Annotated in this window: 22 protein-coding genes; 11 read left to right on the forward strand and 11 right to left on the reverse strand. The window is 52.4% G+C overall.

Annotated elements, in window-relative coordinates:
* Positions 1 to 59 precede the first annotated feature (59 nt).
* The 7 genes from eno to EZV72_RS14355 all read left to right on the forward strand — a co-directional run bounded on the left by eno (position 60) and on the right by EZV72_RS14355 (position 8,364).
* Positions 60 to 1,352 carry a phosphopyruvate hydratase gene (gene eno, locus EZV72_RS14325; RefSeq protein ID WP_137167867.1) on the forward strand — a complete coding sequence of 431 codons (1,293 nt, stop codon included), beginning with the start codon at positions 60 to 62 and terminating at the stop codon, positions 1,350 to 1,352.
* A gap of 80 nt (positions 1,353 to 1,432) precedes the next feature.
* Entirely contained in the window at positions 1,433 to 2,110 is a 678-nt protein-coding gene (locus EZV72_RS14330) for a hypothetical protein (protein ID WP_232364430.1), read from the forward strand.
* A 318-nt stretch (positions 2,111 to 2,428) separates the two neighbouring features.
* Positions 2,429 to 3,988 (forward strand): 2-isopropylmalate synthase, encoded by a 1,560-nt coding sequence (gene leuA, locus EZV72_RS14335; RefSeq protein ID WP_137167868.1) that lies wholly within the window; start codon positions 2,429 to 2,431, stop codon positions 3,986 to 3,988.
* Positions 3,989 to 5,086 (forward strand): 3-isopropylmalate dehydrogenase, encoded by a 1,098-nt coding sequence (gene leuB, locus EZV72_RS14340; RefSeq protein WP_137167869.1) that lies wholly within the window; start codon positions 3,989 to 3,991, stop codon positions 5,084 to 5,086.
* 9 nt (positions 5,087 to 5,095) lie between these two features.
* Positions 5,096 to 6,493: a 3-isopropylmalate dehydratase large subunit gene (leuC, locus tag EZV72_RS14345; protein ID WP_137167870.1), complete on the forward strand. Its 1,398-nt coding sequence runs from the start codon at positions 5,096 to 5,098 to the stop codon at positions 6,491 to 6,493.
* A 3-nt stretch (positions 6,494 to 6,496) separates the two neighbouring features.
* Positions 6,497 to 7,105 carry a 3-isopropylmalate dehydratase small subunit gene (leuD, locus tag EZV72_RS14350; RefSeq protein WP_137167871.1) on the forward strand — a complete coding sequence of 203 codons (609 nt, stop codon included), beginning with the start codon at positions 6,497 to 6,499 and terminating at the stop codon, positions 7,103 to 7,105.
* Positions 7,106 to 7,188: 83 nt separating this feature from the next.
* Positions 7,189 to 8,364 (forward strand): HD-GYP domain-containing protein, encoded by a 1,176-nt coding sequence (locus tag EZV72_RS14355; protein WP_137167872.1) that lies wholly within the window; start codon positions 7,189 to 7,191, stop codon positions 8,362 to 8,364.
* A 17-nt stretch (positions 8,365 to 8,381) separates the two neighbouring features.
* On the opposite strand, the gene EZV72_RS14360 is transcribed toward EZV72_RS14355, so the two are convergent.
* The gene (locus EZV72_RS14360; protein WP_137167873.1) at positions 8,382 to 9,521 is read right to left on the reverse strand and encodes a general secretion pathway protein GspB; all 1,140 of its coding nucleotides are present in this window, start codon (positions 9,519 to 9,521) and stop codon (positions 8,382 to 8,384) included.
* On the reverse strand, positions 9,514 to 10,425 hold the full coding sequence (locus tag EZV72_RS14365; RefSeq protein ID WP_137167874.1) for an ExeA family protein: 912 nt from the start codon (positions 10,423 to 10,425) through the stop codon (positions 9,514 to 9,516). Before EZV72_RS14365 ends, EZV72_RS14360 begins: the two co-directional genes overlap by 8 nt.
* Before the next feature lie 138 nt (positions 10,426 to 10,563).
* Between EZV72_RS14365 and EZV72_RS14370 the strand changes: the two genes are divergently transcribed.
* The 4 genes from EZV72_RS14370 to hemW all read left to right on the forward strand — a co-directional run bounded on the left by EZV72_RS14370 (position 10,564) and on the right by hemW (position 14,701).
* The gene (locus tag EZV72_RS14370; protein WP_137167875.1) at positions 10,564 to 11,667 is read left to right on the forward strand and encodes a CCA tRNA nucleotidyltransferase; all 1,104 of its coding nucleotides are present in this window, start codon (positions 10,564 to 10,566) and stop codon (positions 11,665 to 11,667) included.
* A gap of 75 nt (positions 11,668 to 11,742) precedes the next feature.
* Entirely contained in the window at positions 11,743 to 12,957 is a 1,215-nt protein-coding gene (gene srmB / locus EZV72_RS14375; RefSeq protein WP_137167876.1) for an ATP-dependent RNA helicase SrmB, read from the forward strand.
* Between the two features lie 9 nt (positions 12,958 to 12,966).
* Positions 12,967 to 13,569 (forward strand): RdgB/HAM1 family non-canonical purine NTP pyrophosphatase, encoded by a 603-nt coding sequence (rdgB, locus tag EZV72_RS14380; RefSeq protein ID WP_137167877.1) that lies wholly within the window; start codon positions 12,967 to 12,969, stop codon positions 13,567 to 13,569.
* Positions 13,562 to 14,701: a radical SAM family heme chaperone HemW gene (gene hemW, locus EZV72_RS14385; RefSeq protein WP_137167878.1), complete on the forward strand. Its 1,140-nt coding sequence runs from the start codon at positions 13,562 to 13,564 to the stop codon at positions 14,699 to 14,701. The genes rdgB and hemW overlap by 8 nt, the downstream gene beginning before the upstream one ends.
* Here the strand turns inward: hemW and EZV72_RS14390 are convergent.
* From EZV72_RS14390 to EZV72_RS14430, 9 genes are all read right to left on the reverse strand, one after another.
* Positions 14,698 to 15,489: a DUF2884 family protein gene (locus tag EZV72_RS14390; protein ID WP_137167879.1), complete on the reverse strand. Its 792-nt coding sequence runs from the start codon at positions 15,487 to 15,489 to the stop codon at positions 14,698 to 14,700. The genes hemW and EZV72_RS14390 overlap by 4 nt on opposite strands.
* A gap of 111 nt (positions 15,490 to 15,600) precedes the next feature.
* Positions 15,601 to 16,113: an Lcl C-terminal domain-containing protein gene (locus EZV72_RS14395; protein ID WP_408640819.1), complete on the reverse strand. Its 513-nt coding sequence runs from the start codon at positions 16,111 to 16,113 to the stop codon at positions 15,601 to 15,603.
* The gene (locus EZV72_RS14400) at positions 16,110 to 17,819 is read right to left on the reverse strand and encodes an Lcl C-terminal domain-containing protein (RefSeq protein WP_137167880.1); all 1,710 of its coding nucleotides are present in this window, start codon (positions 17,817 to 17,819) and stop codon (positions 16,110 to 16,112) included. Before EZV72_RS14400 ends, EZV72_RS14395 begins: the two co-directional genes overlap by 4 nt.
* Positions 17,820 to 17,891: 72 nt before the next feature.
* On the reverse strand, positions 17,892 to 18,386 hold the full coding sequence (locus tag EZV72_RS14405; protein WP_137167881.1) for a PAS domain-containing protein: 495 nt from the start codon (positions 18,384 to 18,386) through the stop codon (positions 17,892 to 17,894).
* On the reverse strand, positions 18,386 to 19,384 hold the full coding sequence (locus tag EZV72_RS14410; RefSeq protein ID WP_137167882.1) for a response regulator: 999 nt from the start codon (positions 19,382 to 19,384) through the stop codon (positions 18,386 to 18,388). The genes EZV72_RS14405 and EZV72_RS14410 overlap by 1 nt, the downstream gene beginning before the upstream one ends.
* Before the next feature lie 179 nt (positions 19,385 to 19,563).
* Complete coding sequence (locus tag EZV72_RS14415) at positions 19,564 to 20,304, reverse strand: LrgB family protein (RefSeq protein ID WP_137167883.1); 741 nt, start codon at positions 20,302 to 20,304, stop codon at positions 19,564 to 19,566.
* A complete protein-coding gene (locus EZV72_RS14420; protein WP_175405131.1) occupies positions 20,304 to 20,669 on the reverse strand; it encodes a CidA/LrgA family protein in 366 nt (121 codons plus the stop codon). Before EZV72_RS14420 ends, EZV72_RS14415 begins: the two co-directional genes overlap by 1 nt.
* Before the next feature lie 74 nt (positions 20,670 to 20,743).
* Positions 20,744 to 21,622 carry a LytR/AlgR family response regulator transcription factor gene (locus EZV72_RS14425; RefSeq protein WP_137167885.1) on the reverse strand — a complete coding sequence of 293 codons (879 nt, stop codon included), beginning with the start codon at positions 21,620 to 21,622 and terminating at the stop codon, positions 20,744 to 20,746.
* Complete coding sequence (locus tag EZV72_RS14430; protein WP_137167886.1) at positions 21,622 to 21,954, reverse strand: DUF3718 domain-containing protein; 333 nt, start codon at positions 21,952 to 21,954, stop codon at positions 21,622 to 21,624. Before EZV72_RS14430 ends, EZV72_RS14425 begins: the two co-directional genes overlap by 1 nt.
* Positions 21,955 to 22,143 lie beyond the last annotated feature (189 nt).

Here is a 22,143-nt window from a genome sequence, read left to right on the forward strand (position 1 = left end):
CTTAGAAAAGGGGCAACCTCTCTCCCGTTGATTGCCCCACTTAACGTTGAGGAAAAAACATGGCGAAGATTAGTCGCATTATTGGACGCGAAATCCTGGACTCACGCGGTAACCCAACCGTAGAAGCAGATGTCTATCTGGATAGCGGCGCAATGGGTCGCGCAGCAGCACCATCAGGTGCATCAACAGGTTCCCGTGAAGCGCTGGAACTGCGTGACGGCGATAAAGCCCGCTACTTAGGCAAAGGTGTATCTAAAGCTGTTGCTGCGGTAAATGATGTTATTGCGCCTGCACTGGAAGGTAAGGATCCGCTGGCACAAAGCGACATCGATCAAATCATGCTGGACCTTGACGGTACTGAAAACAAAGAAACCCTGGGCGCAAATGCGATTCTGGCGGTTTCTCTGGCGGTAGCAAAAGCAGCTGCGATTGAAAAAGGCGTTGCGCTATATGAGCACATCGCAGATCTGAACGGCACACCAGGGCAGTATTCTATGCCTGTACCAATGATGAACATCATCAACGGTGGTGAGCATGCTGACAATAACGTCGATATTCAGGAATTCATGGTTCAGCCGGTTGGCGCGCCAAGCTTTAAAGAAGCCCTGCGTATGGGGGCAGAAATCTTCCACAGCCTGAAAAAAGTGCTGTCTGCCAAAGGCCTGAACACAGCGGTAGGTGACGAAGGTGGTTTTGCACCAAACCTGAGCTCGAATGCCGAGGCACTGGCCGTCATCGTAGAAGCGGTAGAAAAAGCCGGCTACAAGATGAACGAAGATGTAACACTGGCGCTTGACTGTGCGGCATCTGAATTCTACAAAGACGGCAAATATGTGTTGTCTGGCGAAGACAAGAGCTTTGACTCAGAAGGCTTTGGTGACTACCTGGCTGAACTGAGCAACCAGTATCCTATTGTGTCTATTGAAGATGGTCTGGACGAAAGTGACTGGGACGGCTGGGAAAGCCTGACTAAGAAGATTGGCGACAAAGTACAGCTGGTTGGTGACGACCTGTTTGTGACTAACACCAAGATCCTTAGCCGTGGTATCGAAAATGGTATCGGTAACTCAATCCTGATCAAGTTTAACCAAATCGGCTCGCTGACCGAGACGTTAAATGCCATCAAGATGGCAAAAGATGCCGGCTTTACAGCGGTTATCTCTCACCGCTCTGGTGAAACAGAAGACGCGACGATTGCCGATCTGGCAGTCGGTACTGCTGCCGGTCAGATTAAGACAGGCTCTCTGTGCCGTTCTGATCGTGTTGCCAAATACAACCAGCTACTGCGTATCGAGCAGGCACTGGGCGATGCAGCGACCTATAAAGGCCGCTCAGAAATCAAAGGCCAGTAAGGCTTTTTGGGGCTGGTAGCTAGCTACCGGCCCAACTTCCTGTTACGTTTAGGGTATTATTCAGACCCTTTGACGACGTTATGGCATCTGATTCGGATTCCAATCAAACTAATTTTTTTATCGAGCGCCATAAGCTTGATACTGCCCCCCCGCAATTTGCTGAAATCAGCACTGCCCTGTACGAACGCGAACTGGCGGTCATTGCCTCAGGTTCTTTACAGGATGCTAGCCGGCTCAAACAAAAATTACGTGGCCTGCCCCATCATGTAAAACGCGCAGCGCATTACATGTCAGGCAAGTACTCGCCGCTCACCGTAGACAGCCATAATGCCAGCTGGCAGGACAAACAACCCGGCAAGTGTCCGGCGGAAAAAAACCGGCCCCAGGACAACCAGAAATGGTTTGAGCAATATGCGACTTATGGTCTGGTGGTCTGTGTAGTGGTCAGTGAACTCAATCAGCAAACGATTGAACTGGACTCCGTGGACCGGATTGATGCCGACAATGGTCGCTTGCATGTGAATAAATTTGGCTGGTTTGATTATGACGGTACTTCGCATAACTCGATGAGCAGCCCCTATTCAGCACGTCGTTTATGCCGGCCTAACAAAGCGCTGGTCACCGCTGCCTGTTGCGGACATCAGTGGAATCATAAAGGAAAAACCCCGCCACGGCCGCTCAGCCTGCGGGAGATATTGCTGGCCACGGCGCTGGACTGGCACTATTTCCGTTATCCGATCAAACCTTCGGGCCGCTAGTTGTCACATTCGTGAGCCATAGTCTGGCTGGTCTAACCATTATCTACATCATGTTGCAACTGGCTTATAGCAATTTGTCATAACCGTATTGTAAAGAAAGGTTGACCTGTCCGGTAATGCTGGTTACATTGTCGGCATACAGACTGGAATGCAATTAGAAAAAGGCGCTATGTTTTTACAGCAACACGCACTACTATCTCTTCTACTCCTTATGGCAGCAAGACTGCACGGGTAGATTGCATCCAGCAATAAGATTCACAAAACCCGTGCTTTGCACGGGTTTTTTTTTGCTAACTAACCAATGAATGAGACCAAGCCATGACGAATCAGGTAAAAATCTTTGATACCACCCTGCGGGATGGTGAACAGGCGTTACCCGCCAGCTTAAGTGCCAAAGAAAAACTCCAGATCGCGCTGGCTCTCGAACGTCTGGGCGTAGATGTCATTGAAGCCGGTTTCCCGGTCTCCTCGCCAGGCGACTTTCAGTCGGTACAAATGATTGCCCGCGAAATCAAGAACTCCACTGTGTGTGGGCTGTCCCGTGCAGTCAAAGGCGACATTGATGCCTGTGGGCAGGCTTTGGGTGTGGCCGAGCAATTCCGAATCCACACGTTTCTGGCGACCTCTGAAATACATGTGAATGCCAAACTGCGTAAATCCCAGGATGAAATTGTTGAAATGGCAGTAGCGGCGGTAAAACATGCCCGCCGGTATACCGATGATGTCGAGTTTTCCTGTGAAGATGCCGGCCGTACCCATATCGATTATCTTTGCCGTATGGTTGAGCAGGCGATTAAAGCCGGTGCCACTACCGTGAATATTCCTGATACGGTAGGTTACACCACGCCTACAGAATTTGGCGATATTATTAATAACCTGTTTAATCGGGTGCCGAATATCGACCAGGCGATTATTTCAGTGCATTGTCACAATGATCTGGGACTGGCTACCGCCAACTCGCTGGCCGCGATTGAAAACGGTGCCCGTCAGGTTGAATGTACGATTAATGGTATTGGCGAGCGGGCTGGTAACAGTTCGTTAGAAGAAATTGCCATGATCCTGCAAACCCGCCGGGAAATGCTGGGTCTGGAAACCAATATACAGTCTAAAGAAATCTCCCGTACCTCAAAGCTGGTCTCACAGTTATGTAATATGCCGGTACAGGCTAATAAAGCTATTGTGGGCGCTAATGCATTCAGTCATTCTTCGGGCATTCACCAGGACGGCGTCTTAAAAGCGCAGAATACCTATGAGATTATGACCCCCGAAAGTGTGGGCATTAATAAAAATAACCTGAATCTGACTTCCCGTTCTGGCCGCCATGTCATCAAGCACCGTCTGACCGAGCTGGGCTATAACCTGGAAGACTATAATCTGGAAGATGTTTACCAGCAATTTCTGGCGCTGGCTGACACTAAGGGCACCGTATACGACTACGACCTGGAAGCCCTGCTGTTTTTCGATCAGCAAAAACATGAAGCCGCGCATTTCAAACTGCTCTATTTACAGGCCAACAGTGGCCACGAGATCATCCCCAGCGCCACGGTAAAATTGCAGGTCGGTGATGAGGAAGTCACCCGCACCTCTACGGGTAACGGCCCGGTTGATGCTGCCTATGAAGCTATCATGCAGATTCTTGGGCATCAGGATGTGGAAGTGGTGGACTTCAAGCTGGACTCAAAAGGGGAAGGCGCAGATGCGCTGGCTCAGGTCAGTGTGATTGCCGAATACAAAGGGCGCCGCTTTCACGGGCTGGGGCTGGCTACCGATATCGTCGAAGCCGGTGTGAACGCCCTGATTTATGTACTGAATAATACCCATATAGCTGATCAGATTGACCAGCAAAAAATTCAACAAGAACGTGTAGCAGGAGTATAAATGAACCAGTTCAATATTGCCGTGCTGGCCGGTGACGGTATTGGCCCGGAAGTGATGCAGGAAGCCAGTAAGGTACTGGATGCTATCGAACAGCGCTTTGCGGTCAGCTTTAACCGCACAGCCTATCCGGTGGGCGGGTACGCCATCGACACCGAAGGCGAAGCACTGCCTGCCAAAACACTTCAGGGCTGTGAGGCAGCCGATGCGATCTTGTTTGGCTCTATTGGTGGCCCGAAATGGGACACCCTGCCCCTGGAGCAGCGCCCGGAACGTGCTGCGCTGCTAACCCTGCGCAGCCACTTCGACTTATTCAGTAACCTGCGCCCAGCCCGCATTTATCCGGGTCTGGAACAGCTTTCTCCGCTGCGGGCTGATATTGCCGCCAGCGGCGTAGATGTATTAGTCGTACGCGAGCTGACCAGCGGTATTTATTTTGGTCAGCCGAAGGGCCGTGAAGGTGACGGTGAGGAAGAATTCGCCTTTGACACCATGCGCTACAGCAAACGAGAAATCCGTCGTATTGCGGTGGCTGCCTTTGATGCGGCGCAAAAGCGCAAAGGTAAGGTCACCTCGGTAGATAAAGCCAATGTTCTGGTCACCAGTCGTCTGTGGCGTGAAGTAACCGAAGAGGTTGCTAAAGACTATCCGGATGTGGAACTGGAACACATCTATATTGATAACGCGACCATGCAGGTCATGAAAAACCCGGCGCAGTTCGATGTAATGTTATGTTCAAACCTGTTTGGCGACATTATCTCTGACGAATGCGCCATGATGACAGGATCGATGGGCTTGCTGCCCTCTGCCAGCATGAACGAACAGGGGTTTGGTCTGTATGAACCAGCGGGTGGATCAGCACCGGATATTGCCGGTAAAAGCATTGCCAATCCAATCGCTCAAATTATGTCTGCTGCAATGATGCTGCGTTTCAGCCTGAATCTGGGCGAGGCCGCTGATGCCATTGAGCAGGCGGTTGTTAAAACACTGGAAGGCGGCGTACTGACCGGTGAGCTGCTGCCGTCTGACCAACAGGCGAATGCCGCCAGCACCGCGCGGGTTGGCGATGAAATCGCCCGTCATATTTTGAATCAGGAGTAATACACCACCATGGCCAAGACCTTATACGATAAAGTTTTTGATGCACACACGGTTGAAACCATTGATGGTGACAGCTTGCTGTACATCGACCGTCACCTGATTCATGAAGTCACCTCACCACAAGCATTTGCCGGTCTGAATGAAAAAGGCCGCAAGGTGCGCCGTCCGGACCGGACGGTGGCAACCATGGATCACAGTATCTCAACCCGCTCTCTGGCGCTGGACGCCTGCGGCCCTCAAAATGCGCTGCAGTTACAAACCCTGGCCAACAACTGTGAAGAACACGGTGTGCGTCTGTTTCCGGTGGGCCACCAGAAACAGGGCATTGTGCATGTAATGGGCCCTGAGCTGGGCCTGATTCAGCCGGGCATGACAGTGGTTTGTGGCGACTCGCACACGGCGACCCACGGCGCTTTCGGCGCGCTGGCCTTTGGTATTGGTACCTCGCAGGTCGAGCACGTACTGGCTACCCAGACGCTTAAACAAAGCAAAGCCAAAAGTATGCTGATTAATGTCAATGGTACACTGCCTGTTGGCATTACTGCCAAAGACATTATCCTGGCCATTATCGGCGAGATTGGTCATGCCGGGGCCACCGGTCATGTTATTGAGTATGCCGGTGATGCCATCCGTGCCTTAAGCATGGAAGAGCGCATGACGATCTGTAACATGAGCATTGAAGCCGGTGCCAAAGCTGGCATGGTCGCGCCCGATGAGACGACATTTGCCTACCTTAAAGGCCGTGAGTATGCCCCGGCTGACAGCTGGGATGCTGCGGTAGAATACTGGCAGACCCTTTACAGCGATGCTGACGCCACATTCGATACTGTGGTTGAGTTAAACGCAGCTGATATTACCCCGCAGGTTACCTGGGGAACTAACCCGGGTCAGGTTATCGGGGTTAATACACCGGTGCCTGCGCCTGAAGATTTCAGTGACGCCGTGGAACGGGAAAGTGCCCGCAAAGCACTGGCATACATGGGTCTGAATGCCGGCGACAAACTGGCTGATATTGAAGTCAATCATGTTTTTATCGGCTCTTGCACCAATGGCCGGATTGAAGATTTGCGCGCCGCTGCGCATATTGCCAGAACCGGTCAGGTCGCCAGTCATGTCACTGCAATAGTGGTACCGGGCTCTGGTGCAGTGAAGCGTCTGGCTGAAGAAGAAGGGCTGGATAAAATCTTTACTGATGCCGGCTTTGAATGGCGTTTACCGGGCTGCTCTATGTGCCTGGGTATGAATGATGACATCCTGCAGGCCAATGATCGTTGCGCATCCACCAGTAACCGTAATTTTGAAGGTCGTCAGGGCCGCGGGGCCCGCACTCACCTGGTCAGCCCGGCCATGGCCGCTGCTGCTGCGTTGCGCGGCTGTTTTGCCGATGTCAGAGACTTTCAGGAGTAAGTAATGAGCACAACACAAGGCTTTACAGAGCACACCGGCATCGCCTGTCCGTTAGATCAGGCCAATGTGGATACCGATCAGATCATTCCAAAACAGTTTCTGACCGGGGTTACCCGCGCCGGATACGGTAAACATCTGTTCCATGACTGGCGTTATCTGGATCTTCACGAGCAGGAACTGAATCCGGAATTTGCAATGAATAAACCGCAGCATCAGGGTGCCAGTATTCTGCTGTCGCGGGAAAATTTTGGCTGTGGTTCAAGCCGCGAACATGCGCCCTGGGCACTGGATGACTTCGGTTTTAAGGTTGTCATTGCCACCAGCTTTGCCGATATTTTTTACGGAAACTGCATCAACAACCAGTTGTTACCGGTTGCTCTGGGTAGCGCTCAGATGGATGAACTGTTTGCCCTGGTCCATGCCGATCCGGCCACCCGGATCACAGTGGATTTACCCACCCAGACGGTAAGCGCCGGTGACAGCAGCTGGTCATTTGATATTGCCGAACACCATAAGCACAACCTGCTTAAAGGGCTTGATGCAATCGGTCAAACTCTTGAGCTCAATGCAAAAATTGAAAATTTTGAAAAAAACCAGCCAGCCTGGCTGTAAAATCGCTCTATAATAAAAAGCGGTGGCAGTATTCTGTCATCGCTTTTTTTGTGCCTGTCTATTAGCGTCAATATGGAGCCAGTATGCTAAAACAGATCTCTATCGATGAACTTCAGCCCGGCATGTTTGTCAGCCAGGTTCTGGAGCAAACCGGTAATATCAAAGTACGTAGCGGTGGGTTGGTGAAAACCGGCCGGGTGATTGAACAGCTCAGGCACAAGGGCATTCAGCGCATTGAAATCGATTTAACCAAGAGTATTCTGGCTCCGGCCAACAAACCCTCCTCCCTGCCAGCAATTCCCCCTGCTGCCGCGTCTGAAAAAGATGCGCTGGCCAGTGCTGCCGCCTTGTTCGAAACCGCGGTTGCCATGCAAAAAGATCTCATTGATGCGCTAAAGAACCAGACTGCACAAAATCTGGATGTGGTGGAGGATCTGTCCAACGGTATTATTGACTCGGTTTTTCACAATCGCGACGCCATGGCCTGCCTGACCATGATCAAGAATGCTGATAGGTATATGCTTGAGCATTCCATTAACTGCAGTGTGTTGATGGCTATTTTTGCCAATCAGTTAGGCTACGACCGCGCCACCACCAATGTATTATGTACCGGGAGTCTGCTAATGGATATCGGTATGGCCCGGGTGCCGGCAGAACTGCGCAATCGCAGTACTCAGCTCACCGACAACGACTGGCAGATTATCCGCTCCCATGTGGAACAGGGCATGGAGATGATCGCGCCGTTTAAAACACTGGAAGAGCCGGTAAAGATGATCATCAGTGAGCATCACGAGCGGGTTGATGGCAGTGGCTACCCGACGGGTCTCAGTGGCGAGAACATTACGGTTTTTGCCAGAATGGCTGCCATTATCGACACTTACGATGCGATGATTTCTGAGCGTTCGCATCAGCTGGCAGTAGCGCCGGCGGTGGCGCTCAAACGACTGGTTCAGGACTCCGGGCTGGACCAGAATCTGGTGCGTCAGTTTGTTCGCTGTATTGGCGTGCACCCGGTCGGCTCGCTGGTGCAGCTTAAAAGTGGCAGACTGGCTATTGTGGCGCGTACCAACGAGGAAGATATGCTCAAGCCCGTGGTCATGAGCTTTTACAGTTTGAACAGCAACAACTACAGCGAAATCAAACGCATCGATTTAGCCCATGCTGAGGATGACATCGTCAAAAGCGTGCGGCCGGATGATTTTGGCCTGAACCTGCCCAAGTTTTTTAAAGATATTTTTATCCATCAGATGCCTGGCTAACCGGGCACTGCAAGCGCTTACCAGTCGGTCAGCGCGCGCATATAGAACGTCTCATCTTCAAATTCCAGTACAACCCGCTGGCCTTCAATATTGATAATACGCACTTTATCATCAATCCAGTCGCCTTCGGTTAACTGTTTGCCGTTCACCCTGACCCACCGCTCAGAGGGCGACGAGGCATACATATGGGCACTGAACTTCATCGTTGGCAGCCGGGTCAGCAAGCGTACCGGCAACTGATCAATCCGCTGAATATCGTTACTCACTGATACCTTAGGCTGCGCCTGACGACGCTCTGCCGGGGTCTGGTTATCCAGCTCTTCAAGCGCCTGATTAAATCGTTCCAGCAACGCCTGTGGCACCTGCCCGTCGGCGGCTTGTTGCGGGGCATTAAGCACTTTGCCTTCATACTCATCAGCCGGTTGTGCAGCGGTACTTTGACTGCCCGCGGTATTCGCCTTCGCGGTATTTGAGGCAGGTTCCGGCGCCCTCCCCTCTACATCAGATGGCGAACTATCGTTCGCATCAGACGGCGTGTTACTCGCTGGCAGCGCATTATCGGCTGCAGGCGCCTCGCTGGCCGGTGGCGTTGGTGACTGCGGCGCCGGGCTTATGTTGGCTGCTTCCACCGGCTTTTTGCTATCGGGTACTGATGGCTTGGGTTGTCGCTCTGTTTTGTCCTCAGCTGGTGCAGCAGTCTGCGCACTACTTCCTGCCCCGGATGACCATAATCCCGGCCACCAGTTACCGGCTGTACCGGCAGCAAAGCCAATACCGGCGCCAGCCAGTGCAATAACCAGATACGCAGTGACGCTGCGCACAAACATTTTTCCGGCCGAGGGTAGCCCCTGCACAGTGGGCAAAAATAAACTACGGTTGAACTGTTCGGACAACTGAGTATCCAGTCCGGCAGTTTTATCGTGGGCGCCGCGCAACAATTGCTGGGTTTGCGTGCGATGCTGTACCTGCGGCTCCAGCTCCACAGTTTGTTCCGGGTCAATTTCGACTTCCTGAACGCCCATCTCTGCTAACCCCTGAACCATGGCAGTACTGCTGACCAGGCCGGATTTACGTATTTTTACCGGGCCATTCTGCCGGGTCACCTGCACAATCACCATGCCCGGAACCAGTGCATCAATACTAATGCGCTCAGACATACCACCTCCCGGCTACAAATCCTGCTGCGACGGCCAGAATAAAGGTCAGGGTCAGCCACCACTTGCGGTTGCCCTGCAAACGCTGGGTCACAATATCTTCACCCAGAATCTGCTCTGCGGCGGCCAGAAAAATCCGCTTTTTGACCACTGCATGCTGCTTGGTAAACGAGAGTGTCAGGGCCCGGTCGCACAGTAAATTAATAACCCGGGGAATACCGCCGGTAATTCTGTGCACCGCCCGTAATGTAGCTTGACTGAATACCGATATGTCACCGTTTGCCACACTCAGACGGTGAGCAATGTAGGCGCTGACCTCCGGTGCGGTAAGGGGCAGTAAGTGGTAACGGGCAGTAATTCGCTGAGCCAGCTGGCGCAGCTCATTGCGTTTTAGCAGCTGTTGCAGCTCGGGCTGACCAATCAGCACAACTTTGAGCAGTTTTTCCCGGTTGGTCTCCAGGTTAGTCAGTAAGCGCAGCTGTTCGAGCACCTCTGGCATCAAGTGCTGGGCCTCATCTACCATCAATACGGTGTTGATACCGGCCTGATGATTATCAGCCAGCTTGGCAAGGATCCTATCAGTGAAGTATTTCAGGCTGGCTTTATCCGGCGTATACGCAATGCCCAGCTCATCACACACCGTTGCCAGCAGCTCCAGCGCTGACAGGGTCGGATTAAGAATCATGGCAACCTGAGTGTTGTCTGGCAGCTGCTGCAAGAGCTTTCTCGACACCGTGGTTTTGCCGGTTCCCACCTCACCGGTAAGCATCACAAAACCGCCACTTTCGCGCAGACCAAAAGTCAGGTGCGCCAGCGCTTCTTTATGCCTGGGACTCATATATAAATAGTCAGGGTTCGGGGCAATTGAGAACGGATTATCGCTCAGCCCGAAATAATTCAGATACATGCAACGTCTTAACTGAAAATGACAAACGAAAGTTAAACTACCAGTTGGTGGTTAGATGTCAAAACCTGACCGCAGATTTCGCACATTTTTTATTGTGTTACGGCATAATGGGCGGGTTACAACCAATGGTGGAGAGGTATGAAAATTTATCTGGTAGGCGGCGCAGTCAGAGATGAACTGCTGGGACGTAAGGTTACGGAAAAAGACTGGGTGGTCACCGGGGCGACCCCGTCCATGTTGCTTGAGCAGGGGTATACTCAGGTGGGCAAGGACTTTCCGGTATTTCTGCATCCCCACACCCGTGACGAATATGCGCTGGCCCGGCTGGAACGCAAAACCGGCAGCGGCTATACCGGCTTTGACTGTGACGCCAGTCCGTCGGTGACGCTGGAAGAAGACTTACAGCGCCGGGATCTGACCATCAACGCCATGGCCCGAGCACAGGATGGCACTCTGGTAGACCCGTACCACGGACAGCAGGATCTAACCAACCGGGTATTACGCCATGTCTCTCCGGCTTTTAGTGAAGACCCGTTGCGGATATTCAGAGTGGCCCGGTTTGCCTCACGCTATCATTATCTGGGGTTTCGGGTTGCCCCCGAGACTCAGACACTTATGCAACAGATGGCACGTACCGGCATGCTGAAAGAGCTGACCGCCGAACGGGTCTGGATGGAAACCCGCCGGGCCGTGATGCAATCGGATCCGGATGTGTATTTCACGGCACTTAAAGAAGCTGGCGGTCTGTCCGGCTGGTTTTGCGAGCTGATCACCGGATTGCCCGAACACCTGGCCAGGCTAAAACAGGCCGCTGCCAGCAGTGTCTCGCTGGAGGTTCGCATGGCCAGCCTGCTTTGCGGGTTAAGCGCTGACGATACACAGGCATTATGCCAACGTTTAAAATGCCCGAATTCAGTGACCGATTTGGCAGTGTTTGCCAGCCGGTTTGCCCATTCGCTTTCCGGGCGGCCCGGGGCCGATGAGCTGCTTGAAATATTTAACCGTACCGATGCCTGGCGTAAGCCTAAGCGGTTTGCCCAGCTGCTCGAGGTCGTTGACATAAAAAATCAGGTTGAGCAAACCAGCTGGCCGCAGACTCAGATCCTCGGCGCTCTTGAGGCTGCGCGCAATATTGATGTACAGAAAATTATTGCCGGCGGCGCCAGAGGTCCGCAGATAAAAACGGCGTTAGATGAGCAGCGACACGCTGCAGTGGCACAAATCCTGTTGAAAACCGGTTAAAAGGCTAACGAACGATTCTGTAAAGTCCCGTTACAATGCTACAATAGCGTTTTTATTTTAAGACGTAGCAGACCTATGACCTTTGAGGAACTCGAACTTGATGATGCCCTGTGCCACGCTGTGGCTGACATGGGCTTTTCCCAACCTACATCAATTCAGTCTCTGGTAATTCCCGATGCGCTGGATGGCCGTGATATTCTGGCTTCAGCGCCCACCGGCACCGGCAAAACAGCGGCATTTTTGCTACCCGCCTGCCAGTACCTGCTGGATCACCCGCGCCGTGAGCCGGGAGCCACCCGAATCCTGATCCTGACACCTACCCGCGAACTGGCTATTCAGGTGTATGAGCAGGCCTGTGCGATTACCGCGCACACCCAGCTGGTCAGTGGGGTAATTACCGGCGGCATTAATTACGGTACCGATAAGGAAACCCTGAGCAAGAATCTGGATATTCTGGTGGCCACGCCGGGGCGTCTGCTGGAACATATTCAAAAAGAAACAGCCGACTGCCGGGATATTGAATGCCTGATTCTGGATGAAGCCGATCGTATGCTGGACATGGGTTTTGGTACCGTGGTCAATCAGATCGCTACAGAAGCCCGCTGGCGCAAGCAAAATATGCTGTTTTCTGCCACTTTGGAAAGTGGCGGTGTAAAAACCTTTGCCCGGGAGATTTTAAATGATCCTGCGGTGCTTGAGGCCAGCCCCTCGCGCAAAGAAAAAGCCAAGATTCACCAGTGGTTCCATCATGCTGACGATCTGGCCCATAAACAGGCGCTGCTGGTGCATATTCTTAAAAACAATATCACTAACGCTATCGTATTTGTTAAAACCCGTGATCGCCTGCAGGCTCTTAAAGACTATCTGGCCTCACAGGATATTCAGGTATGCTGGTTGCAGGGTGAAATGCCGCAGGATAAGCGTAATGCTGCCCTGGCCCGCTTCAAATCCGGCGAAGTGCCGGTATTGCTGGCGACCGATGTGGCGGCCCGGGGTATTGATGTACCCAAAGTATCCCACGTGATTAACTTTGATATGCCGCGTAAAGCCGATGTGTATGTACACCGGATTGGCCGGACCGGCCGGGCGGGAGCCAAAGGTACCGCCATTGCTCTGGTCGAGGCGCATGACTTTGAAATGGTAGGCCGGGTCAGCCGGTATACCGAAGAGCCGTTGAAACCGCGTGTGATTGATGCGCTGCGGCCCAAGAACAAAACCCCGAAAGTGCCGCCGAAAAAGAAAAGAGCCAAGAAAAAAACGGCGGCTAAAAAGACCGCGAAAAAGAAATAAGGAGTCGACATGCCGTTTCCTGAAAAAATAGTGCTGGCTTCTGGCAACCCGGGCAAAGTGAAAGAATTTGCCAACCTGTTTGCCGAGCAGCAAGTATCGGTAGTGCCGCAAAAAGAACTGGGGGTCAAGGATGTACCGGAAACCGGTACGACCTTTGTCGAAAATGCCATTATTAAAGCCCGTCATGCGGCTAAGCAAACCGGCTTGCCGGCCATTGCAGATGACTCAGGCCTGGTGGTGAATGCTTTAGGTGGGGCTCCGGGTATTTATTCAGCCCGCTTTGCCGGTGAACAGGCCAGTGACAGCGACAATATTGAGCTGCTGTTGTCTCGTCTGGGCAATGAAGCCGATCGCCGCGCCCACTTTATGTGTACCCTGGTATTTATGCGCCATGCCGACGACCCGGTACCGCTGATAAGTCAGGGACACTGGCATGGTCTCATCACCTCTAAGATGACCGGCCACGGTGGCTTTGGCTATGATCCGGTGTTTTATGTACCGTCACAGGAATGCACTGCCGCTGAACTGGACAGTAAAAAGAAAAACGCCATCAGCCACCGTGGTCAGGCTATGACATTTCTGCTTCAGCAAATGAGACAGACTTTTGCATAATCCGCCGTTAAGCCTGTACATACATATTCCCTGGTGTGTACAAAAATGTCCGTACTGCGATTTCAACTCTCACGGGTTGAAATCGTCGCTTCCTGAACAGGAATACATTGCCCACCTGCTTGATGATCTGGCCGAGGATGCCAAACGCATCGGTACGCGTCCGGTAACCACGATATTTATTGGTGGCGGCACGCCCAGCCTGTTCAGTGAACAGGGTATTGCCCGGCTGCTAAACGGTGTAAAAGAGCGGGTTAATCTGGCCGCCGACGCAGAGATAACCCTTGAGGCCAACCCGGGCACGGTTGAGGCCGGGCGCTTTAAAGGCTACGTGGAAGCCGGGGTTAACCGTATTTCAGTGGGTATTCAGAGCTTTCAGACCAAACACCTGGATGTGCTGGGCCGAATTCATTCAGCCAGTCAGGCTGAAGATGCTATTCATCAGGCCCATCAGGCCGGATTGAACAGCTTTAATCTGGACCTGATGCATGGTCTGCCGGATCAAAGCATTGATAATGCAATGAGCGATCTGGATAAAGCCATTGCATTAAATCCGGCCCACCTGTCGTGGTATCAGCTGACCATTGAGCCCAATACGCCGTTTTATTCAAAACCGCCGGAATTGCCAGAAGATGATATTCTGTGGGATATTCAGACCCACGGGCATCAGCGCCTTAAAGCGGCTGGTTACCAGCAGTATGAGATTTCCGGCTACAGCAAACCCGGTTTTCAGTGTCAGCACAACCTTAATTACTGGCGCTTTGGAGACTACCTGGGCATTGGTTGTGGCGCTCATGGCAAAATTACCGATGTGCCGAACAATACCATCTGGCGCACAGTGAAAGTGAAACACCCCCGTGGCTATATGGAAATGGCGCGTCCCTACCTGGACAAACAGCATCCGGTCGCTGAAGAAGATCTGGCCTTTGAATTTTTTATGAACCGGTTTCGGTTGGTTGAGCCTTGTCCTAAAGCAGATTTTACCCGCTATACCGGCACGGTGCTTACCGGTGAGCAGCAAAACAGTCTTGATGAGGCTATCGATAAAGGCATGCTGGTCAGTACCGATACTCACTGGCAGGTGACCGACCGGGGTCGTCAGTATCTTAATACCCTGCTGGCGGCGTTTGTTTAGCCGGCAGTCCGGGTTATCACATCATAGGGTTTAAGCGCGGGTATCGCCTGGCGAAGTTTTTCTTCTGTGGTATCCAGCGACTTAAGCTTGTTGCAGTACCAGTGCGCCTTATTTTTAAGGCTCATGGCTCGGGGGCCCATATCTTTATTCAGATGTCCGCCAACCACTTCTAAATGCTGGGTCAGTGCCTGTACCCGCTGACTGTCCACCTCGGCATTATTAGCATTAATACCACTGATCGCCGATAAAATACCGCCTACCGATGTAGAGATCGTACCCTCAAGCTGAGCTTCAATTCCGGTATCCACAAACTCATCCACGCTTTCCAGCGATCCCGGGCCAATAAAATAATGGTTGCTGGCGTGACGAAACTTTTCTTTGACCCGGGAGCGTACCCGCCCCATGGCACTTTGCAAACGAACATAACTGTCGTGGTCAGCGCCCACCAGCCCCTGATACACATGGTCTATGGTGTCGACAGCCAGATCCACCCCTTCGGTGGCCAGCACTATCATTTGCGGCACCACATAATGTAGCCCATCGGAATATTCGGCCAGCCAGGCTTGCTGCTCGTCGGTTAAAGGTTGGTAACGGCCACGGATAAAGAGCTGATTACGCTCATTTATCTGAATAACGGTGCGGGACTTATCCATCACTCTTAGCTGGTCGTCGTTAACCACCAGACCATGCGCAAAATCGATATCACAAGTAAACTCGGCCGCAGCATTAAACGAGCAGCAAAGCAGAGAAAATGCGCCAGCACGGGCGATGGAAGAAAGTGTCGTCATTATCATAATTTTTATTCTGGACGGCAGAACTATAAATAAAAAGGCACTATGAGTCCAATCTGCGAATATTCAGGTTGAACTCTTCATCACCGCGGGTGCATAAAAAAACCGCTATGAACCATTGGTTCGCACCAGCCGCACATACACAAACCGGTCTTTTTGTTTAATGGAATGACTGGAGTTAAAAAACGCCACAACCCAGGCCCGACTGGTATCGGTTAACGAAGGTGTGCTGGTCCAGAAATCATCGGGCGGGGTGGCCGGAAATACATCGTTATTAATGGCCGGGCGTACACATAACCGCTCGGTAATAGCAGCCAGTTCTTTAATATTGGGTAAGCGCCACCCTTCCTGCGCAATATCATTGGCTTCCAGAGCCAGTTGCAGCGCTTGCTGCCAGGTATACTTCTGCGCTTCGCCGCTGCATCCGCTGCCGTTCCAGGTTTGCCCCTCGGCGCAGCGTTTCCAGATAAGATTGGTCGCGCTGTGCAAAACCTCGCCCTCGCTGATGTCCACAAAATCGGCGGCAGGTGTGGTTTCCACCCCGGAAGTTAAGCAATATTGTTGCGCTATACTGCTCGTGCTAATCAGGCACATCAGGCCTAGCATGACTTGCTTCATCATTCTCTCCCTGCCCTGACCAGACGCACCCGGGCAATGCTGCCTTTATTTAAAAAGTTGTCCACACCTGAGGCAAAATCAATGGCCCAGGCATTTTGCGCTGCATCTTCAATCACCCCATCAGCCCCTGGCTGGGATGTCCAGTACCACAAAGGCGCCGCTGCCGCGTCACCGGCAAACGGGAAATATGTCGGGTCCACCATCGTCTGCCCCTCACGTCCAAAATGCATCAGTGTCATCAGCTCAAAGTGGGTGGGCATGCGCCAGTCGTAAAAACCACACAACCCTTCAGTTCTGACCGCGGTGACAAATGCTCTGGTATTGCATTCGCTGATCGCACAACTGGCCTGTGAGGGTGTTTGAACTCCATCACTGCCACCGTTTTCTTCTGTCTGGAACCAGCCGTAGGTGTGTTCACCGCCATGCAGGCCGCTATTCGCCGTTTTGACTTCCCACACTAAACCAGTGGTATTGTCACGCACACAGCTAAAATCCGTGACATCAGCATCCTGCTCATCGCCATTGTTATTGAGCTTGGTAAAGTCAAAACCGGCAGCCCCGCGCCCTGCTTTTTCCAGTAACCCTGCCTGCTGAATAATGTCGGTGCCACGCTGGCCGTCCTGACCCGGATAGTCGCTCTGCTGGTTTTCTGATACGGCATTTTCGCTGGCCTGCACGGTGATGCCGGTATCATTCATCAGGGCGGTAGGATGCGGGCGCACCACTACAGTAATCGTATCATCGGTCTGGTTATTGTTGGCATCGCTGACCGTAAGCGTAAAAGTCATGGTTTGGGCGGCGGTGACTGCCGGTGCCATGGCATAGGTAGACAAAGCGGTATCATCTGCAATATTTACTGCAGAGGCACTGGAAACTTCCCAGCGGGATAGCAACGGAAAGGCAGAGCTGACCGATGAGTCAGCCTGCCCTTGCAGTATGATAGGCTCGCCACTAAAAACGCCCTGGCTCACCCCGGCATCAGCGGTGGGTAAAGTATCCTGTCCCGGCAGAATCAGCAGCGTGGTGGTGGCTTCGTCCTGCGCTCCTTCTTCGTCGGTCACGGTCAGGGCAAAACGCAGCTGCTGCTGGATTGAGGCAACCGGCGTGGTAAAGGTCAGCTCAGGGCCATCCAGTGCCACGCCCTGCAACACATTGGCACCTTCAAGCTGCTGCCACTGCCAGCGACTGATTGGCGCAGTTGGCTCGGTGGCATCTTCATCGGTACTCCCGGCACCGCTTAACGTGATCTGGATACCGGCGGCATACAGGCCATCCTCCTGGCTCGCGGTGTGTGAGGCAATATCCGCCACCGGCGCTGCGTTTTCCGGTAGCGCGGTAATAATCAGCTCGTCAGAGTCGCTTTGACCTCCCCCTGACACAGTGACGGTTACTGTATAAAGGGTTTGCTGTTCGAGCTCGGGCAATACCACCGACGCTTCGCCGGTACTGCTGTCATCCTGAATAATCTCCAGCACCGGACGCACTGACCAGCGATAAGTCAGTTCGCTGTCACTGCCAGCACTTCGGGCCGACAAAAAAACGGTGGTTTGTTCTGCTGCCTGCACATCGGCACCAGCGTTCACGGTAAGCGATGTAGAGCTACTGTCTGAGCCACCACCGCCGCATGCTGTTATCAACACTGTACATATCAGCAGCGCACTGCTTTGCCAGATCCGCTTTCGACCTGCTCCAACTAACCCGTTATTCATAGCTTCTCCATCTTACCGCCTGGCATTACGCCACTGGATCCCGGGGCAACCTGCCACAGGCTGGCAGATGTATCAGTTTAGCGGCAGGTGACTGCGCTCCTGCGCTTCGCTCTGGGCAACCTGAATAGCTTCAAGCTGCTTTTTGCCTGCGGCTATATCGGTCATGTCGTATATCATCATACTGATGTTTTCTACGATGCCATTGGCCGATACCAGCGGCGACAGAGTAATGTTCTGATACATATACTGCTCACTTCCTGTAATCGGCCGGTAATTGGGAAACTTGAACAAATAGGGGCGCTGTTCCCAGGTCATAAACGCCCGGGTTTTCAATTCAAAAACCGGTTTGGCTTTTTGCGCAAACCAGCCTTCGTCAATATCGGTAAACAGGCTGAACAAACTGCGGTCACGCACCTGGCTGGGCAGCAATCCACTGTGGCTTTCCATAAACCCGTTCCAGACTTTAATGCTGAACTGACGATCCAATACCACAATCCCCACATCCACGGTTTGCAGCATGTCCATCATCCAGTGAAATTCCTGTAGCTCTTCCAATGCGCTATCCATCAGAAATCCTCCATCAGATGAGCCAGTTTGCTATTCATAGTATCCATCGAATCTTCAGTAAATAATAACACCAGGTCGCAACGCACATTGTAGCCTTCCAGTCCATAACTCAGCTCGATAGCCAGCGTGCGGCGCCACTTCAGGTGATTGGTAGAAACAATATCGGCAATGGCGGTGTGCTGCCCCAGCACAATCGGATGCCCCTGGCTGAACACCACATCCATCTGCTCGGCCAGGCCGGTCAGGCAGGTGCCTATCAAAATACTGGCGGCATCCATCAGCAACTCCAGTTGCAGCCGGTCGTCGACTTCGCCCTGAACATTAAGAATCCGGGCAACATCGGCAAAGCTGGAATCACTTAAAATACACAAGGCTTCCCCCCGAATCCCCGGGCTCAGAAAGCCCTGACAAACCGCAGTGACCTCTTCGTGCGACTCAATATCAGACAACATCATATGCAGCTCAGAGACTTCAATCAGATTCACATTCGGTATAGGCAGGTGAACAAATACATTCATAATGCGGGCAAGGTGGTCGCCGGCGCGGCCCATGGCAATATTGGTGATCTCCTGGTAACAGTCACGGATATCCGGGTCCAGGCCTGAGTCATCCTCTGCTTCTACCTCTGGCTCGGCTTTTAAAATGCCGTGCTTCTCAAGGGTCAGTTTCAGAGTCTCCGCATCCACCGGTTTACGGATAAAATCGGTGGCGCCCAGCCCCAGCACCCGCTCATGGGCTTCTGGCTGAACATCCCCGGAAATAACCACGGTTTTAACCGGTAGCCGGGCTTCCTGAATAGCAGCCAGCGTGGCATAACCATCCATCACTGGCATATTGAGATCCAGCAACAACAGATTACCCTTGCCCTGACTGAGTAAATCAATGGCCTCTTCCCCGTTTTTAGCAAAATGCACCGCAACCTGCCAGTCCTGGGGTAAAGATTTGGCAACCTGTTTACGCGCTACCATTGAGTCGTCACACACTAAAACTGAATACATTTTGCCGGGCTACCATTTATTGGGATGTGCGCAGTAACGTCACCTGAAAACCGGTACTTGTCCATTTGCAGTGTCCATCTTCTTACAAAAAATATCGGTGTAGCGATAAGTTAGCTACCCATTAACTTTTAGCACCTATCGGCCAAAAGTCCATAAGACATAAGATGAATTCGGTGTGATTACCCCAACAGCAACGGCAGGATAATGGCGGTCATAATACCATTTAAACACAGGCCCAGGCTGGCCATGGCAGCCTCTTCCTCGCCCAGTTTCAGTGCTCGGGCCGTACCCACTGCATGGGCCACGGCGCCCAGCGCGACCCCCTGGGCCTGGCGATGATGGATATTAAGCAGACGAAATACTACTGGCCCGGCAATAGCCCCGACGATCCCGGTGCTTATTACAAACACGGCGGCCAGCGGTGCAATACCGCCTATTAAGCGCGATGCTTCCATGGCCAGCGGGGTGGTGATTGATTTGGCCAGCATGGTCATTTTGACGGCCACTGAAACATCAGTGAAGTATAAACACAACCAGGCCAGCACCGGCGCTACCACCCCGGCAGCAAATATGGCCACAATCAGCCGCCAGCCCAGCGCTCTGACCTTACTCCACTGGGCATACATGGGCAGCGCCAGGGCAACGGTGGCCGGCCCTAGCAGCCAGTGCAGCAGCCCTGCCTCATACTGAAATGCTTTAACCTGGGTACCGGTTAAACTGAGTAATCCAATCACAATAACAGTGGTAACCACCAACGGATGCACCAGCGGATTGCCGTTTACGCGCCGGTTCAGCCAGATAGCAAATGCATACGCTGTCAGGGTAATGCCAAGCCACAGCGCGCCGGATAACGACAAGGTCGCCTGAATCACCGCCTGAATATGACCAAGCAGCTGATTGACCGCTTCATTAAAAGGCATTATTTCTCCTGTTTGGGTAAAAATAATAAACGGGCGATCCAGGCAGCAATGGCCAGACTGACAATAGTACTGAGCACAATGGCGGCAATCATGCCGGGAAGATGTTGCTCGATATCATCCCAGAACAGTACGACAGCCGAGATAGCCGGGACAAACAATACGGTCATGTGATTAAGCAGCGGCGCTGCGCCCTGGCTGAGCATAAACGGAATGCGCCGCAGGCTGAGTAAAGTGACCAGTAGTAACAGTAAGCCCACCAGAGCACCGGGCACGGGAATAGAGAGGGTCAGCACAAGCAGCTCGCCCACCAGATAAAAGCCAGTCAGCGCCAGAAAACCCAGTAAATTCAAAAGCAATGATCGCATGCAGCCGCCTGTAAATAATCTTAACGGCATCATACGTCAGACCGGCTCAGGCATACCAGTGCTGTGCGGTATAATCAGATAATATGTTGCCAGTGCGCTGTGAAATAACGCCGACTGATTTTTAAACGGGTATCATCCTGCAGCACAACAAACGCACTTTGCGGGCCCTGTCGCTCTACCTGCTTCACAAAATGCCGGTTAACCAGCACCGAACGGTTTACCCGCTCAAAGATATCCGGACACAGCTTGCGGCTTAAATCGGCCAGCGTAGTTCTGACAATATGATTTTCGTCCTGGGTATACACACACATATAATCGCCAGCTGCCTGTACCCACAAAATATCGCGGCAGGCCATGGTAACCCAGGCATTGCTGCTGCGAAACGTGACTTTGGGAACATCTCGCTCACGACTGTGCTGCTCTAGCCAGTACGGAAATTGCTGTGCACTGACGCCGTACTGTTTGGTCAGCAGCCCACGCAGGGTTTGGTAGGTATGCCGTTGTTGCTGCTGTAAAACAAGTCCGGCCACATAACTGAGGGTGTCGTCAAACTGTGTGATATCCACCGGCATGGCAATAAACCCTTCTGCTCGGGCAGTAAAAGCATGCATGGCATCCTGATTAGAATATCCACAAACAATAAACGGCTCGTTCATAGCCTCGCAGGTATGCAGCAGCGCAGCATCAATAATCAGCAACCGCGGTAATTCCGGCATGCTCGCCTGCTGTGCCTGTTTCAGGCTGGGATAAATCAGACATTGCATAACCCCGGCATGGGCTGAGGCCAGCGCTTGGAGTTGCTGGCGATGGGAGGGGTTGTCAGTCACCAGCACAATGGTTACCAGCGGCAATAACGGATCAGGGATACAGGTCACCTCAGGTACGGTGGCAGCGCCCGCCTGCTGATACTGCGCAAGCTTCTGCTCCCACTGCGAACCGGTGACTGATGTCATTATCTTGCAGCCATCATGCTTTTTGTCAGACGCAGGCGTTTTGCCAGTAAAGCGCTGGAAGCATGTGCCTGGTTTTTCTCAGCAAACGTAAACATATCATCGCCGTTACATACGAGCCCTTTTTGCAAAGCCCGGTAACTCACCCCACTGTTCTTAACAGCCATATGTAAGCGCAAGGGTTTGTTGTCACGGATGGCGGTACAGATTTTAACTAAATCACTTTCCATGTGTGCAGGATATGCCGCCTGGGCCTGACCGGCCACAGTAAAACTACCAGCAGTTAACACAGCAATACCCAGCAGACGTTTTGTTTGATTAAGCAAAGTAAGCATAGCGTTCTCTCCGAAAGTTGCCCGGCAACAGCGCCGAACACTTATACAGTAGAGTTTTTTACCCAAAAGGTTGCCTGTCTTTCGTTCAATGCCCCGTTTATGAGATTGTGCGATAAATGCGCAGCAAATGTGGATAAACAAACGAAACCACCGGCTGTTTATCGTATTTGGTTAACATATTGTAACAGG

The organism is Salinimonas lutimaris, assembly GCF_005222225.1.
GTDB classification, from domain to species: Bacteria; Pseudomonadota; Gammaproteobacteria; order Enterobacterales; family Alteromonadaceae; genus Alteromonas; species Alteromonas lutimaris.

Bases quoted from the DNA above. Each gene is read 5' to 3' on its own strand.
- eno (WP_137167867.1), top strand. From the start codon at position 60: ATGGCGAAGATTAGTCGCATTATTGGACGCGAAATCCTGGACTCACGC.
- EZV72_RS14330 (WP_232364430.1), top strand. From the start codon at position 1,433: ATGGCATCTGATTCGGATTCCAATCAAACTAATTTTTTTATCGAGCGC.
- leuA (WP_137167868.1), top strand. From the start codon at position 2,429: ATGACGAATCAGGTAAAAATCTTTGATACCACCCTGCGGGATGGTGAA.
- leuB (WP_137167869.1), top strand. From the start codon at position 3,989: ATGAACCAGTTCAATATTGCCGTGCTGGCCGGTGACGGTATTGGCCCG.
- leuC (WP_137167870.1), top strand. From the start codon at position 5,096: ATGGCCAAGACCTTATACGATAAAGTTTTTGATGCACACACGGTTGAA.
- leuD (WP_137167871.1), top strand. From the start codon at position 6,497: ATGAGCACAACACAAGGCTTTACAGAGCACACCGGCATCGCCTGTCCG.
- EZV72_RS14355 (WP_137167872.1), top strand. From the start codon at position 7,189: ATGCTAAAACAGATCTCTATCGATGAACTTCAGCCCGGCATGTTTGTC.
- EZV72_RS14360 (WP_137167873.1), bottom strand. From the start codon at position 9,521: ATGTCTGAGCGCATTAGTATTGATGCACTGGTTCCGGGCATGGTGATT.
- EZV72_RS14365 (WP_137167874.1), bottom strand. From the start codon at position 10,425: ATGTATCTGAATTATTTCGGGCTGAGCGATAATCCGTTCTCAATTGCC.
- EZV72_RS14370 (WP_137167875.1), top strand. From the start codon at position 10,564: ATGAAAATTTATCTGGTAGGCGGCGCAGTCAGAGATGAACTGCTGGGA.
- srmB (WP_137167876.1), top strand. From the start codon at position 11,743: ATGACCTTTGAGGAACTCGAACTTGATGATGCCCTGTGCCACGCTGTG.
- rdgB (WP_137167877.1), top strand. From the start codon at position 12,967: ATGCCGTTTCCTGAAAAAATAGTGCTGGCTTCTGGCAACCCGGGCAAA.
- EZV72_RS14390 (WP_137167879.1), bottom strand. From the start codon at position 15,489: ATGACGACACTTTCTTCCATCGCCCGTGCTGGCGCATTTTCTCTGCTT.
- EZV72_RS14395 (WP_408640819.1), bottom strand. From the start codon at position 16,113: ATGATGAAGCAAGTCATGCTAGGCCTGATGTGCCTGATTAGCACGAGC.
- EZV72_RS14400 (WP_137167880.1), bottom strand. From the start codon at position 17,819: ATGAATAACGGGTTAGTTGGAGCAGGTCGAAAGCGGATCTGGCAAAGC.
- EZV72_RS14405 (WP_137167881.1), bottom strand. From the start codon at position 18,386: ATGGATAGCGCATTGGAAGAGCTACAGGAATTTCACTGGATGATGGAC.
- EZV72_RS14410 (WP_137167882.1), bottom strand. From the start codon at position 19,384: ATGTATTCAGTTTTAGTGTGTGACGACTCAATGGTAGCGCGTAAACAG.
- EZV72_RS14415 (WP_137167883.1), bottom strand. From the start codon at position 20,304: ATGCCTTTTAATGAAGCGGTCAATCAGCTGCTTGGTCATATTCAGGCG.
- EZV72_RS14420 (WP_175405131.1), bottom strand. From the start codon at position 20,669: ATGCGATCATTGCTTTTGAATTTACTGGGTTTTCTGGCGCTGACTGGC.
- EZV72_RS14425 (WP_137167885.1), bottom strand. From the start codon at position 21,622: ATGACATCAGTCACCGGTTCGCAGTGGGAGCAGAAGCTTGCGCAGTAT.
- EZV72_RS14430 (WP_137167886.1), bottom strand. From the start codon at position 21,954: ATGCTTACTTTGCTTAATCAAACAAAACGTCTGCTGGGTATTGCTGTG.